This window comes from Bacillus sp. CH_70, from assembly GCF_038007045.1.
Taxonomy (GTDB): domain Bacteria; phylum Bacillota; class Bacilli; order Bacillales; family Bacillaceae_G; genus Bacillus_A; species Bacillus_A cereus.
In genome coordinates this window covers 3,773,324-3,787,405 of sequence record NZ_JBBOWL010000001.1, presented here as the reverse complement: position 1 = coordinate 3,787,405, position 14,082 = coordinate 3,773,324, and the positions used below count along the sequence as shown (strand labels likewise).

The following is a 14,082-nucleotide window of genomic DNA, read 5'->3' as shown; positions in this document are numbered from 1 at the left end:
GGAGAAAAAAATGAAAACATCTAAATTTCAGTTTAATAGAAATCCAATTCGTGTTCTTGAGTATAGAGAGATTGAGCAACCAAGTATTGATGTATTAAAGAATACACCAGCATTATGGAACGCTTCATTAGATGATGCACTGAAATATGGAGGAGAGCTTACAAAGGCTGCTATTGGAGCGATGAATTTACGACATGACCGCAAGTACATTGTTGTAGATACAAAAGTTCATATGTTAATGCCTGGCATGTGTCCAGCAATTCCTAATTGGCATAGTGATGGTGTTCCAAGGGGATCGGAGTTACGACCGGAAGCAAAAGCAAATCCAGATATATTCGCGCAAGAAAAAATGAGCACTAGCCGTTTTCATCTACTTGTTACAGGTGAAGGGTGCTTAACTGAATTTATTGGACAACCTGTAGAGCTAGATGTACCTGCTGAACCAAGTACAAGGCTATACGGTATGGTGAATCAGCAAGTAAGGGAAAAAGTCGCATCAGGAGAATTAGAAGTATTCACAGCTCCTACATGTACGCCGATTGAGTTTGATTGGTTCGATATTCATCGCGGAATTGAAGCGACGAAACATGAATGGAGATATTTAATTCGAGTAACAGAAACGGATCATATGCCGCCACAGAGAGATTTACGACAAATTATTAGAACACAGCAGCAAGTATACGTTCCGACAGATTTCGGTTGGTAATTTGAACAAAATTCTTATTTTGGAGGGGAATAGATATGATGAAAGTTTTTAAAATGAATGATTGCGATTGGGTTTGCGCTGAAACGGAAGAGCAAGCTAAAGAGTATTACAAGAAAGAATGTGGTTTTGATGATGAGGAAATCAATGAATATTTTGAAGGGGAAGTTAGCTTGCAAGATACAATGCATATACTTGCAGATGATCTACCTTTAGAAGAGCAACAAATGTGTCAAACGATGATCCGTAGAGGCGGGGAACTACACGTTTTAAAAACATTTGATTGGGTAATTAGACACGAAAATATTACAAGCCCTCGTGTTATTGCGTCGACAGAATACTAAACAAAAACGCTATTTTATTAGAAAGGATGGTTCATATGAGCGGTTTCTATCCGAAAGCAAAAGTAAAATTATCCTTCGGTACTATGGGTGCAAATGTATATGATTTCGTTTCAACTGTTCAGGTTGAAAATAGAATAGATGATTTAAAGAGGTTGGAGCACAATTTGGAATTAGCATTAGAAATGGTTCGTAATGAAAAACGAGTTTTAGAGATGCATTTGAACAAAGAAAACTAAACAAAAACTTCATTTTGTTATAAATAAAAAGGCGGTTGTTTCCGCAACCACCTTTTTATAAAACAGAGCAACTTTTTCAGAAATAATATATGAATGATTCCTGAAAAGGTTATAGGATATAATCGCATTTTTATAACAAAAGTGACGAGCTCAGGTTATAAGAAAGGACTGACTATAGTGTATGCAATCCTACTTATAACAGTCACAAATAAAAGAGCAGCTAGTAAAAGCTAACTGCTCGATACAGATAAGTAGTGAAGGAATACATGGACGGTTAAAAGAGTTCTGGCTTATCGCCCATATATAGTATGTGTTTAATATTAAGGAATATTCGGATGTGTAAAATTAAAAAAGAGCACCTTCGAACAGTGCTCTTTCTCGGAGTGAATTTAAAACATTTAAGCAGGCCTTATGAAGGTGTATTGAAAAGTGTTCAATACAAAGTATGTCATTTTATAAAAAAGGTGATGAAAAATAAAAGAGCAGATAGCAAAAGCTAACTGCTCCACATTCGACAAAAGATTTCGGGCAGAAATCACTGCTAAGAAATCTGCTTATAGTTAGTATGTACAAGATTGCGCTTAGTATTCAAAGAAATAAAAAGCAGCCAGCAAAAGCTAACTGCTCCAAACAGGGATGTAACTCTAGATGTATATATATTATTGACGGAATGTTGGATTTTATTCAGGGGAGGAAGAGGGAAATGAAAGAAGTTGAGTTCAGAGCTTGGGATTTAAAAGATAAGCGAATGTATTATAACGTTGGTATTGTAGGAACTTTAATAATTTTAGAGCATGAACAAAGCGGTTATGAGTTCTGCGAATTGGAATTGAAATCATATGACCATATAGATAATAACTATGTGTTAATGCAGTATTCAGGCATTAAAGATGTAGAGGGAACAAAGATATTCGAGGGAGATATGGTAAGAATATTTGTTCCAAATGATCCAGAAGTAAAAGAATACACTTCTACAGTTTTTGAATTGGAAGGTGCACTTGTTGTTAAAATGGTTGGATTTGATATATACCAAGATGATCATTGTGTTGGATGGGTTCCGGAAGATTATGAATTAAAAGTGATAGAAAACATATATGAAAATAAAAACTCAATAAAATAATCCTTTTAATAGAAAGTGAGGTTAGGAGAATGAAGGCTTTGAAGAAAAGAAAAATTAGAAAAGCAATTGCTCGTCGTGCAAAAGATGTGGAGAAGTTTCAAGTCAATAAAGCTTGGAGAAACATTTTTGTACAAGCTGGTATTTTAAAGTGAATGCAAACAGAATACAGTCCGGCTAGAAAACTAGAGGACACCAATTCATTAAAGCAGCAATTAAGGCTGTTTTACGAATAGGTGTCCTTTTTATTTTGAAAAGGGAGATGGGGAAATGAAGGTGTTAAAGGATCAGCTACGTGAATGGAAAAAGCAATCAAAACAAGTAAAGAAGAAAAATATGAAAAAAAGAAAAGAAAAATTAAGTACTCGTGACATTGAAGATTTAATGGGGATGCATAGACCTTGTTACGAACGTAGACGTGGAGCATTAAGACAAAAATAATAACAATGGAGGAATTTAATATGAATAAACAATTAACATTTAAAATGCCTGTTTTAGATGAAGAAGAGACAAAAAATGAAGTTGAAAAAGTATTTGAGGAGTATCGTATGTATTTATCTCAAATGCCAAGTGACATTTTACCTAAAGTAACCGCATCGTATTCAATTGTTCCTCCATCTGTAACGAATGAATTCAACAGTTCTACAGAAAATATAGCGATTGAAAGGCTGCAATATGAAATGGCTAGAGATAAATTTATGAATTGGGTTCATAGGGCTGTTAACAGATTGCCAAAAAGAGAAAGACAGATCATTCATATGTATTATATGGAGGAAGAGAAGGGATACGATCCAGACATTATGGATGAAGTGAGACTGGGTAGAACCACATATTATAAGGTGAAAGGAAAAGCTTTATTACGTTTAGCTTTCAGTTTGCGAAAAGAAGTATTTAAACAAAAGGCGCAAAATGAAGAGGTAGAAGTAGTATGAACATTGTACAGCCGATTCGTGATAAAGAAATAATACAAGAAATAAAGGAATTCTATAAGAAGCAGAATGAGAGGAACTACATTCTGTTTCTTCTTGGTATTAATACAGGATTCAGAATATCGGACATCTTGCGTTTACGTGTTGGTGATGTGGAAGGTTGGAATATTGTAATACGCGAAAAGAAAACAAGAAAGATTAAAGATGTGAAGATGCCTTCAGAGCTGAAGAGAGCCATCAGAAATTATACTGAAGGAAAGCCAAAGAATGAATATCTGATTAAGAGTAGGAACGGAAAAAACAAACCGATTACTCGTGCAATGGCATATGTCATATTGAATCAAGCTGCAGAAGAATTTGGGTTGGAACGTATAGGTACTCATTCACTTAGAAAGACATATGGGTATCACCATTACAAACAATTTAAAGATGTAGTTGCTTTGCAAAAGATGTTAAATCATACAGATCAGAAAGAAACATTGAGATACATTGGGATGGAACAAGATACATTAAATGATTATCAAAGGAAGTTTAGAATCTAGCTCCTTTATTTTTTTAACACTTATTGAATTAGCTTTAAACTGAAAGTGTCAAATTCATTTTTATAAAATGCGAAAGAGATTGGTATATCTAAGGTTAAACGGAATAGGTGAATTTAACACAATCCAGATTATAGCTAATTCATTTTCAAGGATTAAAGAACATATTTATTCAAAACTATGCGAAAAGAGGTTGAAAAACGATGGGAAAAAGCACAAGAAGTAATGATGGGTTAAATTGCGGTGTAGTCATTTATGATGAAGTGGAGCAGAATTTACGAGAGAGATTAGGAAGTGATGCGGAAGCAAGGCGAGAATTTTATTCTCCAATTATTAATGGTGCAGGAGATGGCATTCAATTAATAGGAGGTATTGATTGGAGTTCTGGTAAAGATTGGTCTGTCATAGTAAGAAATCCAAGATTGTTAACTGAAGAGAAAAAGAGAAAATGAAAAACGCGAACTATTCGTGAACTATCTGCGGACGATTTACGGACACGTTTTGGTTTTTAACATGATATATTTGTATTGTGAGAAGTGGCGGAAAACACAACTCACAATGTTCCTTTATAAACTATATGTTGTCTAAACGATTTCATAATGATGGCACATAAAATCCGAAACCAGCAGATGGTAATGATTGAATGTTACCGTTATTAGGGAGAGCTTTTGCTCTTCTTTGAGCTAACAACATCCTAGGTAGACAGAATCAGGAGAACCTGATAAGTTTTCCGATGGTGTCTGTCGCGGTTGTTAGCTGAAAGCAGAATAAAACTTCATTTACCGTAATTATGTTTTGTGGATAGAGTAACAATTCCAAAGTTACTCTTTTATTCTAATTGAAGGATATTGCCTATTTTTGTCGAAATATAGATTATAGAATTGCAGAAAGGAGGAGTTAATAGTGGAGAAAGAAATGACTATTGCATTAGAAGGTAGAGAACTAGTGAAATTCACTGTACTAGAGCAAACGGCTGATAAGGTAGTTTCAGTGAGTGAGTATAATGACGGAACTATTGTTAAGTTTTATCAAGAAGCTGGTAACATTTCAGTTGAATGTAATAAAGATTTAGTCCTTCAAGAGGACGGTAAGACTGTGAAAATTGTAGGTTAAGTTAATAATAGGTTATTTAAAAAGCATTCCATACGGAGTGCTTTTTTTATTTTGGAGGAGGGTAAGTGATGAAATTTAAAGATATGGTTGAATGTATGGATAAGAATTGTAGAACTGTTGTTGTTGCTAAACATATTGACGGATTAAATTGTGTTAGATGTGGAGGTCCAACAATGCCGATGCAATTTGCGCCATTAGAAAAACAAGAAAAGAAATTAGGGACGATTGAACAAACAATTATCAATAATAAAAAGAAAGAGATTTATAAAGAACTTGTACAGCTTGCGCATCTAATAAAAGATAAACGGCATGAAATTAATTTGATGGTAGGGAATTTTCTTCCTGAAAAAAATAATATGGTGGACGAGTTTTTAATTGATGTTGTTACGAAGAACGAAATTCCTTCGGATATTGTTTTAACAAAGGAAGTGGGACAGTACTTATTAACAGAAGGTATTGACGAGCTATTGAAAAAGCCTCATGAAGTTGATGCGGAAAAGTTAGCTAAAAAAATTCATGAAACAATGCTTAAGAGAGTGAATGCAAATGCAAATATACTTAAATAAACTGGAAAAAACAATAATCATCGGCATAATCCTTCGCGCTCTTCGTAGTAAAAAGAAGTTAAAACAGTATGTGGGTTTAGAGCGGTTACCAGGTTTAATTCAAGTGTTAGATGAATTGCAAGAGAGTACAACATTTGAAGATAGAGAAGAAGCTCTAACAAGTCTAATCGATAAGTTGATTGATAATTTGTTAGAGAAAAGTAAGAGGTGATGTAATGAACTGGTTAGACTTCCTTATAGGCTGCTGTGTAGGTTCTTTATTTGGGATTATATTTTGTTCTATACAAGATATTAGATCAGTAGGTAGGAAAGGAATGAAAACGGATGGACATGTAATTTATAGATGTTTACTTTGTAAAAATGAAAGAAAGTTAAAAGTCCATAAAAAAGATTATTGCGAAGTAAAGGTTTGTCCGAATTGTCTTGGAGTTTCTGTAGACATTTTTAAAATAGCTAAGTACAAACAAGTTGGTGAGAAAGAATAATGGATAAAGAATACCTTATTCAATTAATAAAAGAAAATAAGCTGATGAAGTTCTATAAGTCAAAAGAATGGAGAGCGTTAAGATTAAAAGCGATTGAGCGAGCTAAGAATGAATGTGAGCATTGCAAACAGGAAGGGAAGGTAACGACACGGGATACGCTTGATAAACGTGGACGCAAGACAAAGATGGATGTGAATCATATCAAGCCAGTTAAAACTCATCCGCATCTTGCATTGGAATTAGATAACCTTGAATACATTTGTGTACGTCACCATAACATTGCTGATGGTAAGGATAAGATGATACGTAATAGTGAACCTAAGTTCGTCAATGAGGAGCGCTGGTAGCGATGATTATAGTTGATGGTAGTTGGACATTTGATACTGACTTAATGATTCAATACGCTGAGAAGGACGAGCGCACGTCATATGAACGAGATATGCTTAATCAGTTCCGGAAGTATTCTTACTGGCGTTACTGCCAAATAAGAGACTGTGTGAACCTAAGAAAGTGCAAACGACTTAAACTTAATGATGTTAGAGAAAGATTGCAAGAAGAAGAGAATTTAATATTTACGACAGACATTCTAAAGATTTCTAGTGAAGAAGTCTTTTTTATTTTGGATTTTATTGAAACTTACTTTGAATTAGTTTCTTAAACACCCCCCGGTCAAAAAGTTTGGCTTTTAGTAGGAGGACCATTCAACGGGGGGAGGAGATGGGAAAAAATATTTTTTGAGATATCAAATTAAGAGGGGGGGTACATGTGCAAAAACTATCAAAGAAAGCACAAATCAAACAAGATTTATTACAACAATTGGAAAATGCTAATTTGAATGGTATGCACTATGTTGACCTTGTCGACGATTACATAACATTGTTCGATACAAAAAACAAATTAGCGAGAGAAATTAAAAAGAATGGACCAATGATTGAATGGCAGAATAGTGAAAGCCAAAAGGGAATGAAAGCTAATCCAGCTACGAAAGAATTTCGTGAAACCAATAAGCGTATGACGGACTTATTAAAAGTGCTTGGTTTAAAAGAACCTGTATACGATGGAAGTAATGATGACGATGATGTCTAAGCAATCGGCAACATATCATCCATATATCGATGAATATATGAGTATGGTAGAAAGTGGTCGAATCAAATCATGTAAAGAACAAAAATTATTAATGAAATATGTTCGGAAAATATTAAGTCGCGACGACATCTACTTCAATGCTAAAGCAGCAGAAGATTCTATTAATGTTCCTGCTAAATATTTTCCGTTTGAATTATTCCTATGGCAAAAGTTTTTAAATGCATTGATGTATGGCGTACGCTTCAAAAAAGATGATCGTATTGTATTTGATGAAGTTTTAATATTAATGGGTCGTGGTGGCGGTAAAACAGGTTATATGGCATATGATTCTTTTTATATGATGACCGGACATCATGGTATTAATAATTACGATATTGATGTAGTTGCAACCAGTGAAGATCAAGCGAAGAGAACATTTACTGATGTATATAATGTTATAAATACGCCATCTTTTAAAGAGAAGTTTAAAAAAATCTTTAAATGGACATTAGAAGAAATTCAACATAAAAAAACAAATTCAGTGATGAATTATAACACTTCCAACTCTCGTACAAAAGACGGTAAACGTACTGGATGTGTAATTTTTGATGAGGCACATGAATACGAAAATTACGATAATATCAATGTTTATACAAGTGGTCAAGGTAAAGTAAGAGGTTCCCGAATCATTTACACCACAACAGATGGACACGTAAGAGGTGGGCCACTTGATGATTTAAAAGAAACAGCAAAATTAATTTTATCTGGCGAGATTGAAGATATTCATTTTTTACCATTCATTTGTAAGTTAGATAGTGAAGATGAGGTCGATGATCCAGCAAATTGGGAGAAAGCAAATCCTTCTTTACCATACAATGATGAGTTAAAAATAAAAATGAAACGGGAATACCAAAAAATGCAACGTAATTCGAAATTGCGAGTCGAATTTATGACAAAGCGTATGAATATCCCGATTTCAAATATCTTAGAAACTGTTTGTACCTGGGATGAATTAGAGCGAACAAATCAATCAATACCAGATTTATCTGGACTTGAATGTATTGGTGCTGTGGATTTCGCACAAGTACGAGATTTTTGTGGAATGGGTTTATTATTTAAAAAAGATAATAAACGATATTGGTTACATCATTCCTTTATTAATCAAGTTGCACTAGATATTCAAGATATAAATATGGATGTTATCCGAGAAGCAGAAGCAAAAGAATTATGTACCATTATTCGAACTGAAAAATCTATTGATCCACACCGGGTTAAAAATTGGTTCTTAGAAATGGCTAAGAAATATAGAATCAAAAAGATTTGTATGGACTCGCACCGTGCAAGTGTATTAGGACCAGTACTTGAAGAAGCGGGTTTTGAAGTTGAAATTGTAAGAAGGGGACATATTACGCATTCAAAATTATCACCACTTGTTGATGATTTATTTATTAATGGAAAGTTAGTATTTGGTGATGACTTATTAATGCGTTGGTATGTATGGAACACTTTCAAGGATAATAAAAACAATGGGAATATCGAATATGCAAAGATTGATCCAGAGAAGCGGAAAACAGATGGTTTTCACGCTTTTTTACATGCTCTTAATTTAGATAGTGAATTGAAAGAATCTAACGCTTTAACAAAAGAGAATGTTAGAAAGATATTTAGATCATTTAATGTGTAAAAGAGGTGGTGAGAATATGGGATTAAGAGAATGGATAAGTGGCTTTCTTGGAAGTAATAATACGATTACTTTAAAGGAGTGTGTTTATGAATTAAGTGTTGATTATTATTATAAAAAATTAGCTGTAGAAAGTTGTATTGATTTAATAGCCAACGCTCTAACTAGGAGTGAATTTCAAACGTTTGAAAAAGGGAAAGAAAAACGTGGTGAAAATCATTATTTACTTAATGTACAACCGAATCAAAATCAAAATGCATCAGAATTTATGCATAGCTTAGTTAATCATTTAATTATGGAAAATGAATGTGTAGTAATTATGCAAAATAAGCAATTATATATTGCAGATTCCTTTGATATTACTAAGTTTGCGTTAAAAGAAAACATCTACAACAGTATAACAATTGGTGATTTCACCTTTGATAAACCGTTTAATGAATCTGAAGTGTTTCATTTTAAATTGAATGACCGCAATATTATGCAAGTCATAGATGGAATGTATAACAGTTTTGGAAAATTGCTTGCATCGTCCATTGACTATTATAAAAGAAAAAATAATAAGCGCTTGTTAATTAAAGGCGATTTTCTAAGAGCGCAAGATCCAGAAACGCAAGCCGCGATTGATGAAATGTTTGAAGGTCAGTTAAAAAATTGGTTTAACGCTGATAAAGTAGGTTCTGCTTTTCAATTACAGAATGGATATGAAATTGAAGATATGAGTGATAGTAAAAACGGCGTCGCAAACAATAGCACAAGCCGTGATATTAGCGATTTAGTCAGTGACATATTTGGTTATGTAGCAACGGCTTTTCATGTGCCTATCGGTATTTTAAAAGGTGATGTGGCTGATATTGAAAAGCAAATGGATTCATTTTTAGCATTTTGCATTAATCCGATTGCTGAATTGATACAAGATGAATTTAATCGAAAGATGTACAAAAAAGAAGAGTATTTAAAAAGAACTTATTTAAAAATTGATACAACAAAAATTAAGATTGTTGATATTACGAAATTATCAACCGCAATGGATAAATTATTTGCGATTGGTGGTCTAACAATTAATGACGTCATAATGATGCTTGGAAAAGAGCCTATTGACGAAGAATGGGCAAACAGAAGACATGTAACAAAAAACTATCAAGAAGCGGATTCACTGGAAGGAGGTGAAAAGAATGAAACGTTACAAGAATGAAAAATATAACCATCTAGCTAATGTCCAACATGCCTTTAAGGCAGAAGCAAAAGCTGATTCGCTGGACATAACGATTTATGGTGATATTGGCGAATCATGGTGGAGTGATTCTACATCAGCAGTTGATATTGAGAGAACATTGAAAGCTACTTCGGCAAATGTTATTAATATCAATCTGAATAGTCCTGGTGGGGATGTATTTGATGGAATTGCGATTTATAACCAACTTAAAAACCATCCGGCAAAAATCATCATTAATGTAGATGGACTGGCAGCAAGCGCCGCATCTATTATTGCGATGGCAGCAGATGAATTAATTATGAATACAGGTTCTATGTTAATGATTCATGAAGCTTCTACATGGACTTGGGGGACAAAATTAGATATTCGTAAAACGTTGAATGCTCTTGAAGGAATTGACAAGTCGCTTGCGGATATTTATATGACTCGTTATCAAGGAGAACGTACAGAAATTGAGACAATGATTGCGAACGAAACATGGTTTACCGCAAATGAGGCAGTAGAATTTGGATTGGCTCACAAGGTAAATGAACATGTGGAAAATAATGAAGTGATAGATCCAGAGGAATTTAAAAATAATGTTCTACAAAATTTTCGAAATAAAAATAAACAGCATGAACCAGCAGTAGCAAGTGCAAATCAAAATATACTTAATAAATTTAAGCGCGCATAAAGCAGTGCTTTTTTTATTGTCTTACAAACAGGAGGGAATAAGATGACTATTAGAAATTTAGATCGTCCAGTAATCGAAAATAAAGATCAACAGATTATTAATGTGCAAGAAGCATTTGAAACAGGAGATGCACAGGTAGTAGCAGCACGTATTGTGGCAAATATGGAAAATAACATGCAGCATTTTCAAGATATGATGAACGATGTAATTAGTGAAGCACAACAAGCAAAAAATGAAAATTGGGATGCACAAGTATTAGCTTCCCGTGGTGTACGTATTTTAACAAATGACGAAAAGAAATTCTACAACGCAGCAATCGAGGCGAATTCATTCAATGAAACGCATAAATTAATGCCACCAACTATTTTTGAGCGTGTGTTTGAAGAGTTAGAAAAGGAACATCCATTATTATCCCTTGTTAACTTCCAAACAGTAGGAGCAACTACTCAATGGATTGTAAGAAAAGAAGGTGCAGCTTCAGCTTATTGGGGCGACGTATGTGATGAAATTAAAGAAATGATTGATGAAGGTTTTACAACAATTGATCAAGGAATGTACAAACTTAGTGGATTTTTAGTTGTATGTAAAGCAATGTTTGAGTTAGGTCCTGAGTGGTTAGATAAGTACGTCCGTACATTTATGAAAGAAGTTGTAGCTGAAGAATTAGAAAGAGTAATTGTTATGGGGACAGGAAAAAAACAGCCAATAGGCATGATTAAGGATTTAAAAGGTGCTGTAACAGATGGTATTTATCCAGATAAAAAGAAAATAATTCTAAAGGATTTTACACCCGCAACAATTGGAAAAGAAATTTTAGCACCTACAACAAAAGGTGGAACGAAACGTTATACAGGGGTTACTTTGATTCTGAATCCATTAGATTACGCAACGAAATTCTTCCCTATTGGGGCGAAGCGTAAAGACGATGGAACTTGGACGTATGATAACTTCGGTGTACCAGGTTTAACGATTGTTCAATCACCGGCAGTGCCATTAAACACAATGATTTCTGGAAAAACAAAAGATTACTTTATGGGGGTTGCTTCAAAACAAGAATTAGTATCAGATGATACAGTTCGTTTAATCCAAGATCAACGTTTATACCTGATTCGTCAGCTTGCAAACGGTCGTCCATTAGATCATGATTCGTTCACTGTATTTGATATTACAGCACTAGAACCGAAAGAAGGAACTCCAACACCCTAATTCCTCCTCTCCTGTTGAAGAGAGGAATTATGCAGCATTAACGAAGGTAGAGATTCAATCTCTACTAGATCAAAGCGGTATTGAATACAAGGCTAATGCAACGAAGGCCGAACTAATCACTTTATTAGAAGGTGATGCAAATGGATAATCTTTTGCAAGAATTAAAAGACGTTCTTAAAATCACATGGAATGAAGAGGATGCTAGTTTAATAAAACTTTTGGAAAAAGGAGAGGCGTATTTGTTGGCTTTAACAAATGCGTCTTTTGATTTTTCAAAGGAGCTAATCCCGAAAGATTTGCTGTTAGAACGGTGTCGGTATGTCTATAACAATGCAGGTGATGAGTTTGAAAAAAATTATAAAAATGAACTATCCAGACTTATTTTAGATGCAGCTTTAGGAAAAGTTGGTGTAATCAATGGCTCTAAAAGCGTATAGAGAAACGCTTAACGATGGATTTCTACAATATGGATATAAAAAAACAGAGCGTTCAGAAGAGGGGAAAAGAATAGGTGAGAAGTTCCATGAAGAAGGAAAGCTTGCCTATAAAGTGATGTCTTTACGAGACAGTGATTACAAAGTGGTGGGCGTTTTAACAACGGGATTAGATGTAAAAGTTAAAACACTATATCCACCTTCCTTTAGAAAGATAAATAAAAATAAACTTAAGGTATTAATAGATGGAATCGAATATGACGTGATTAAAGCGGATCATGATTCTAATAAACAATACCTATTCTTTTATTTGCAGCAGGCGGTGAAATCTCGTGAATGAAAAATCTAAAAGGCTTATGAAAGAGCAGAGAAGTGGCATTAAAAAAGCCCTTGAAGACGGATTTAAGCTGTTAGTTGTTGAGGATGAACTAGCAGAAGATGAAGAATCGCAGTTAACAGAAGAGGGATACAATTGTTTTATTTTGGAATATGGTGAGTTTCGACCATCTTCAAATGAGCGTACAATTTCTCAAAGCATATATGTTAGTTATTTATCGGAAAATCAATCAAATTTAGATGAGCAGGTCGTTGATATTATTTCGTGGGTTAGCAAGGTGAAAATGGTATCCTTTGTAGTTTCTAAAAGTGATCGTCTTCAAGTAAAAGATACAGATCGTTTTATTGATCGTGTTGTTTTTACGTTTAGGAGGGTGATTCCAATTGAGTGCATTTGAGCTTGAGTATGAAGCGATAGAAAAGCTTGAAGAAAAAATGCGGTTATTACCAAATAAGATGGAACCTACAATCAATACCATTCTCCACACGGATGGTATACGAATTGCAATAGAAGAGATTACGAAGCTGATTCCAGTATCTCGTTCTAAATGGAGTGTTCGAAATAAGACACATGCCAAAGATAGCAACTGGTCAAAAAGTGAAAAGATGAATTTAGGTTTTAGGATATTGGCCCGTGGTGGAGCAGCTAATAAAAAAGGTTCGTTTGGATATCTAGTTTTCCCAAACGAAGGTAGAGGATCTCACAATCCTTTAGAGCAAAGATTTGCGGAGCGTGGGATACAGAATGCCAGACCAAGAATTTTAGAGGAACTACATGTAGGTATAGATAAATTATTAGAGGAGGAATTATAAAATGCCTAAAGTGATTGAAGAATTTGATTCCGTATTAATTGCGAATGCAAGTATTCAATTTAAGAAGAAAGGTACGCAAGATCCAGGGACGAAATTTGGATGTGTAGGATCAATTGAAGGGGAACCAGAAAACAAGGAAATGAAAAAAACATGTGGTGGCGTGACGTTGAAAAAGAAATCGAAAACCACGGAACTGAAAGTTACTGTTTCAGCGCATATTCCTGTTAAAGTAGCAAGAGATTATTTTGGTTTTAATACAACTGGATTAAAGCCGGGTGTATGGGCGTTCGGTAGTGCTTCAAAGGGATATGATTTTGTATTTACGGCTGATGTAGTAGATGAGTTTGAAGATGTTGTAAAACTTATTGCGTTTCCAAATTGCTCAAACTCCACCGGTTTTAAATTTGCTATTGCAAATGGTGAGGAAGAATTGGCAATGATGGAGTTAGAATTTACGGCCTTACCAGATGAATTAAAGAATTTCTATTATGAAGCATTTGTAGATGAATTAGCAGATGCAACAGTCGCTCAAAAGTGGCATACACAATTTAATTCAGCTCTTGTGAAAGGAACAACTTCAGCTTAAAGCCCTAGTTTCATACAGGGCTTTTTCTTTTGGATTTAAATGA

Annotated in this window: 25 protein-coding genes and 1 pseudogene; all 26 read left to right on the top strand. The window is 34.3% G+C overall.

Annotated features, from left to right (window positions below):
- Positions 1-10: 10 nt before the first annotated feature.
- The 26 genes and pseudogenes from N2V79_RS19070 (at position 11) to N2V79_RS18950 (ending at position 14,039) form a co-directional block, all read left to right on the top strand.
- On the top strand, positions 11-706 hold the full coding sequence (locus N2V79_RS19070) for a hypothetical protein (RefSeq protein ID WP_340720155.1): 696 nt from the start codon (positions 11-13) through the stop codon (positions 704-706).
- Positions 707-741: 35 nt separating this feature from the next.
- Positions 742-1,047, top strand: a complete 306-nt coding sequence (locus N2V79_RS19065) for a hypothetical protein (RefSeq protein WP_270698733.1) — start codon at positions 742-744, stop codon at positions 1,045-1,047.
- A gap of 35 nt (positions 1,048-1,082) precedes the next feature.
- The gene (locus N2V79_RS19060; RefSeq protein ID WP_340720154.1) at positions 1,083-1,283 is read left to right on the top strand and encodes a hypothetical protein; all 201 of its coding nucleotides are present in this window, start codon (positions 1,083-1,085) and stop codon (positions 1,281-1,283) included.
- Between the two features lie 703 nt (positions 1,284-1,986).
- Positions 1,987-2,403 (top strand): YopX family protein, encoded by a 417-nt coding sequence (locus N2V79_RS19055; RefSeq protein WP_000665664.1) that lies wholly within the window; start codon positions 1,987-1,989, stop codon positions 2,401-2,403.
- Between the two features lie 29 nt (positions 2,404-2,432).
- Positions 2,433-2,555: a DUF3983 domain-containing protein gene (locus tag N2V79_RS19050; protein ID WP_049106871.1), complete on the top strand. Its 123-nt coding sequence runs from the start codon at positions 2,433-2,435 to the stop codon at positions 2,553-2,555.
- Between the two features lie 115 nt (positions 2,556-2,670).
- Positions 2,671-2,841 carry a hypothetical protein gene (locus tag N2V79_RS19045; protein ID WP_079245262.1) on the top strand — a complete coding sequence of 57 codons (171 nt, stop codon included), beginning with the start codon at positions 2,671-2,673 and terminating at the stop codon, positions 2,839-2,841.
- Positions 2,842-2,861: 20 nt separating this feature from the next.
- On the top strand, positions 2,862-3,332 hold the full coding sequence (locus N2V79_RS19040) for an ArpU family phage packaging/lysis transcriptional regulator (RefSeq protein ID WP_086395682.1): 471 nt from the start codon (positions 2,862-2,864) through the stop codon (positions 3,330-3,332).
- Entirely contained in the window at positions 3,329-3,871 is a 543-nt protein-coding gene (locus N2V79_RS19035) for a tyrosine-type recombinase/integrase (RefSeq protein WP_079245264.1), read from the top strand. The genes N2V79_RS19040 and N2V79_RS19035 overlap by 4 nt, the downstream gene beginning before the upstream one ends.
- A 200-nt stretch (positions 3,872-4,071) precedes the next feature.
- A complete protein-coding gene (locus tag N2V79_RS19030) occupies positions 4,072-4,320 on the top strand; it encodes a hypothetical protein (protein ID WP_340720153.1) in 249 nt (82 codons plus the stop codon).
- Positions 4,321-4,771: 451 nt separating this feature from the next.
- On the top strand, positions 4,772-4,981 hold the full coding sequence (locus N2V79_RS19025) for a hypothetical protein (protein WP_340720152.1): 210 nt from the start codon (positions 4,772-4,774) through the stop codon (positions 4,979-4,981).
- 68 nt (positions 4,982-5,049) lie between these two features.
- Positions 5,050-5,547 (top strand): hypothetical protein, encoded by a 498-nt coding sequence (locus N2V79_RS19020; protein WP_340720151.1) that lies wholly within the window; start codon positions 5,050-5,052, stop codon positions 5,545-5,547.
- Positions 5,528-5,758 (top strand): hypothetical protein, encoded by a 231-nt coding sequence (locus N2V79_RS19015; protein ID WP_340720150.1) that lies wholly within the window; start codon positions 5,528-5,530, stop codon positions 5,756-5,758. The genes N2V79_RS19020 and N2V79_RS19015 overlap by 20 nt, the downstream gene beginning before the upstream one ends.
- Positions 5,759-5,762: 4 nt before the next feature.
- On the top strand, positions 5,763-6,032 hold the full coding sequence (locus N2V79_RS19010; RefSeq protein ID WP_340720149.1) for a hypothetical protein: 270 nt from the start codon (positions 5,763-5,765) through the stop codon (positions 6,030-6,032).
- Positions 6,032-6,379: an HNH endonuclease gene (locus N2V79_RS19005; RefSeq protein WP_340720148.1), complete on the top strand. Its 348-nt coding sequence runs from the start codon at positions 6,032-6,034 to the stop codon at positions 6,377-6,379. The genes N2V79_RS19010 and N2V79_RS19005 overlap by 1 nt, the downstream gene beginning before the upstream one ends.
- 2 nt (positions 6,380-6,381) lie before the next feature.
- Positions 6,382-6,690, top strand: coding sequence for a hypothetical protein (locus tag N2V79_RS19000; RefSeq protein ID WP_340720147.1), 309 nt, complete (start codon positions 6,382-6,384; stop codon positions 6,688-6,690).
- A 107-nt stretch (positions 6,691-6,797) separates the two neighbouring features.
- On the top strand, positions 6,798-7,118 hold the full coding sequence (locus N2V79_RS18995; protein WP_001170969.1) for a P27 family phage terminase small subunit: 321 nt from the start codon (positions 6,798-6,800) through the stop codon (positions 7,116-7,118).
- Positions 7,102-8,781: a terminase TerL endonuclease subunit gene (locus N2V79_RS18990; protein WP_340720346.1), complete on the top strand. Its 1,680-nt coding sequence runs from the start codon at positions 7,102-7,104 to the stop codon at positions 8,779-8,781. The genes N2V79_RS18995 and N2V79_RS18990 overlap by 17 nt, the downstream gene beginning before the upstream one ends.
- A gap of 16 nt (positions 8,782-8,797) precedes the next feature.
- The gene (locus N2V79_RS18985; protein ID WP_002066848.1) at positions 8,798-9,970 is read left to right on the top strand and encodes a phage portal protein; all 1,173 of its coding nucleotides are present in this window, start codon (positions 8,798-8,800) and stop codon (positions 9,968-9,970) included.
- A complete protein-coding gene (locus tag N2V79_RS18980) occupies positions 9,951-10,664 on the top strand; it encodes a head maturation protease, ClpP-related (protein WP_033707116.1) in 714 nt (237 codons plus the stop codon). Before N2V79_RS18985 ends, N2V79_RS18980 begins: the two co-directional genes overlap by 20 nt.
- Positions 10,665-10,706: 42 nt before the next feature.
- On the top strand, positions 10,707-11,870 hold the full coding sequence (locus N2V79_RS18975; protein ID WP_000155514.1) for a phage major capsid protein: 1,164 nt from the start codon (positions 10,707-10,709) through the stop codon (positions 11,868-11,870).
- 34 nt (positions 11,871-11,904) lie between these two features.
- Positions 11,905-12,018 (top strand): annotated as a pseudogene (locus N2V79_RS29240) (hypothetical protein); the annotation flags it as partial.
- Positions 12,011-12,307 (top strand): hypothetical protein, encoded by a 297-nt coding sequence (locus N2V79_RS18970; protein ID WP_033707117.1) that lies wholly within the window; start codon positions 12,011-12,013, stop codon positions 12,305-12,307. The pseudogene N2V79_RS29240 and the gene N2V79_RS18970, both read left to right, overlap by 8 nt.
- Positions 12,288-12,644 carry a phage head closure protein gene (locus N2V79_RS18965; RefSeq protein WP_002066850.1) on the top strand — a complete coding sequence of 119 codons (357 nt, stop codon included), beginning with the start codon at positions 12,288-12,290 and terminating at the stop codon, positions 12,642-12,644. The genes N2V79_RS18970 and N2V79_RS18965 overlap by 20 nt, the downstream gene beginning before the upstream one ends.
- Positions 12,637-13,038 (top strand): hypothetical protein, encoded by a 402-nt coding sequence (locus N2V79_RS18960; RefSeq protein ID WP_235622608.1) that lies wholly within the window; start codon positions 12,637-12,639, stop codon positions 13,036-13,038. The genes N2V79_RS18965 and N2V79_RS18960 overlap by 8 nt, the downstream gene beginning before the upstream one ends.
- Entirely contained in the window at positions 13,025-13,453 is a 429-nt protein-coding gene (locus tag N2V79_RS18955) for a hypothetical protein (RefSeq protein WP_033707118.1), read from the top strand. Before N2V79_RS18960 ends, N2V79_RS18955 begins: the two co-directional genes overlap by 14 nt.
- Position 13,454: 1 nt before the next feature.
- Positions 13,455-14,039 carry a hypothetical protein gene (locus tag N2V79_RS18950; RefSeq protein WP_001127157.1) on the top strand — a complete coding sequence of 195 codons (585 nt, stop codon included), beginning with the start codon at positions 13,455-13,457 and terminating at the stop codon, positions 14,037-14,039.
- The last annotated feature ends 43 nt before the right edge of the window (positions 14,040-14,082 follow it).

Bases quoted from the DNA above. Each gene is read 5' to 3' on its own strand.
- N2V79_RS19070 (WP_340720155.1), top strand. From the start codon at position 11: ATGAAAACATCTAAATTTCAGTTTAATAGAAATCCAATTCGTGTTCTT.
- N2V79_RS19065 (WP_270698733.1), top strand. From the start codon at position 742: ATGATGAAAGTTTTTAAAATGAATGATTGCGATTGGGTTTGCGCTGAA.
- N2V79_RS19060 (WP_340720154.1), top strand. From the start codon at position 1,083: ATGAGCGGTTTCTATCCGAAAGCAAAAGTAAAATTATCCTTCGGTACT.
- N2V79_RS19055 (WP_000665664.1), top strand. From the start codon at position 1,987: ATGAAAGAAGTTGAGTTCAGAGCTTGGGATTTAAAAGATAAGCGAATG.
- N2V79_RS19050 (WP_049106871.1), top strand. From the start codon at position 2,433: ATGAAGGCTTTGAAGAAAAGAAAAATTAGAAAAGCAATTGCTCGTCGT.
- N2V79_RS19045 (WP_079245262.1), top strand. From the start codon at position 2,671: ATGAAGGTGTTAAAGGATCAGCTACGTGAATGGAAAAAGCAATCAAAA.
- N2V79_RS19040 (WP_086395682.1), top strand. From the start codon at position 2,862: ATGAATAAACAATTAACATTTAAAATGCCTGTTTTAGATGAAGAAGAG.
- N2V79_RS19035 (WP_079245264.1), top strand. From the start codon at position 3,329: ATGAACATTGTACAGCCGATTCGTGATAAAGAAATAATACAAGAAATA.
- N2V79_RS19030 (WP_340720153.1), top strand. From the start codon at position 4,072: ATGGGAAAAAGCACAAGAAGTAATGATGGGTTAAATTGCGGTGTAGTC.
- N2V79_RS19020 (WP_340720151.1), top strand. From the start codon at position 5,050: ATGAAATTTAAAGATATGGTTGAATGTATGGATAAGAATTGTAGAACT.
- N2V79_RS19015 (WP_340720150.1), top strand. From the start codon at position 5,528: ATGCAAATATACTTAAATAAACTGGAAAAAACAATAATCATCGGCATA.
- N2V79_RS19010 (WP_340720149.1), top strand. From the start codon at position 5,763: ATGAACTGGTTAGACTTCCTTATAGGCTGCTGTGTAGGTTCTTTATTT.
- N2V79_RS19005 (WP_340720148.1), top strand. From the start codon at position 6,032: ATGGATAAAGAATACCTTATTCAATTAATAAAAGAAAATAAGCTGATG.
- N2V79_RS19000 (WP_340720147.1), top strand. From the start codon at position 6,382: ATGATTATAGTTGATGGTAGTTGGACATTTGATACTGACTTAATGATT.
- N2V79_RS18990 (WP_340720346.1), top strand. From the start codon at position 7,102: ATGACGATGATGTCTAAGCAATCGGCAACATATCATCCATATATCGAT.
- N2V79_RS18985 (WP_002066848.1), top strand. From the start codon at position 8,798: ATGGGATTAAGAGAATGGATAAGTGGCTTTCTTGGAAGTAATAATACG.
- N2V79_RS18980 (WP_033707116.1), top strand. From the start codon at position 9,951: ATGAAACGTTACAAGAATGAAAAATATAACCATCTAGCTAATGTCCAA.
- N2V79_RS18975 (WP_000155514.1), top strand. From the start codon at position 10,707: ATGACTATTAGAAATTTAGATCGTCCAGTAATCGAAAATAAAGATCAA.
- N2V79_RS18970 (WP_033707117.1), top strand. From the start codon at position 12,011: ATGGATAATCTTTTGCAAGAATTAAAAGACGTTCTTAAAATCACATGG.
- N2V79_RS18965 (WP_002066850.1), top strand. From the start codon at position 12,288: ATGGCTCTAAAAGCGTATAGAGAAACGCTTAACGATGGATTTCTACAA.
- N2V79_RS18950 (WP_001127157.1), top strand. From the start codon at position 13,455: ATGCCTAAAGTGATTGAAGAATTTGATTCCGTATTAATTGCGAATGCA.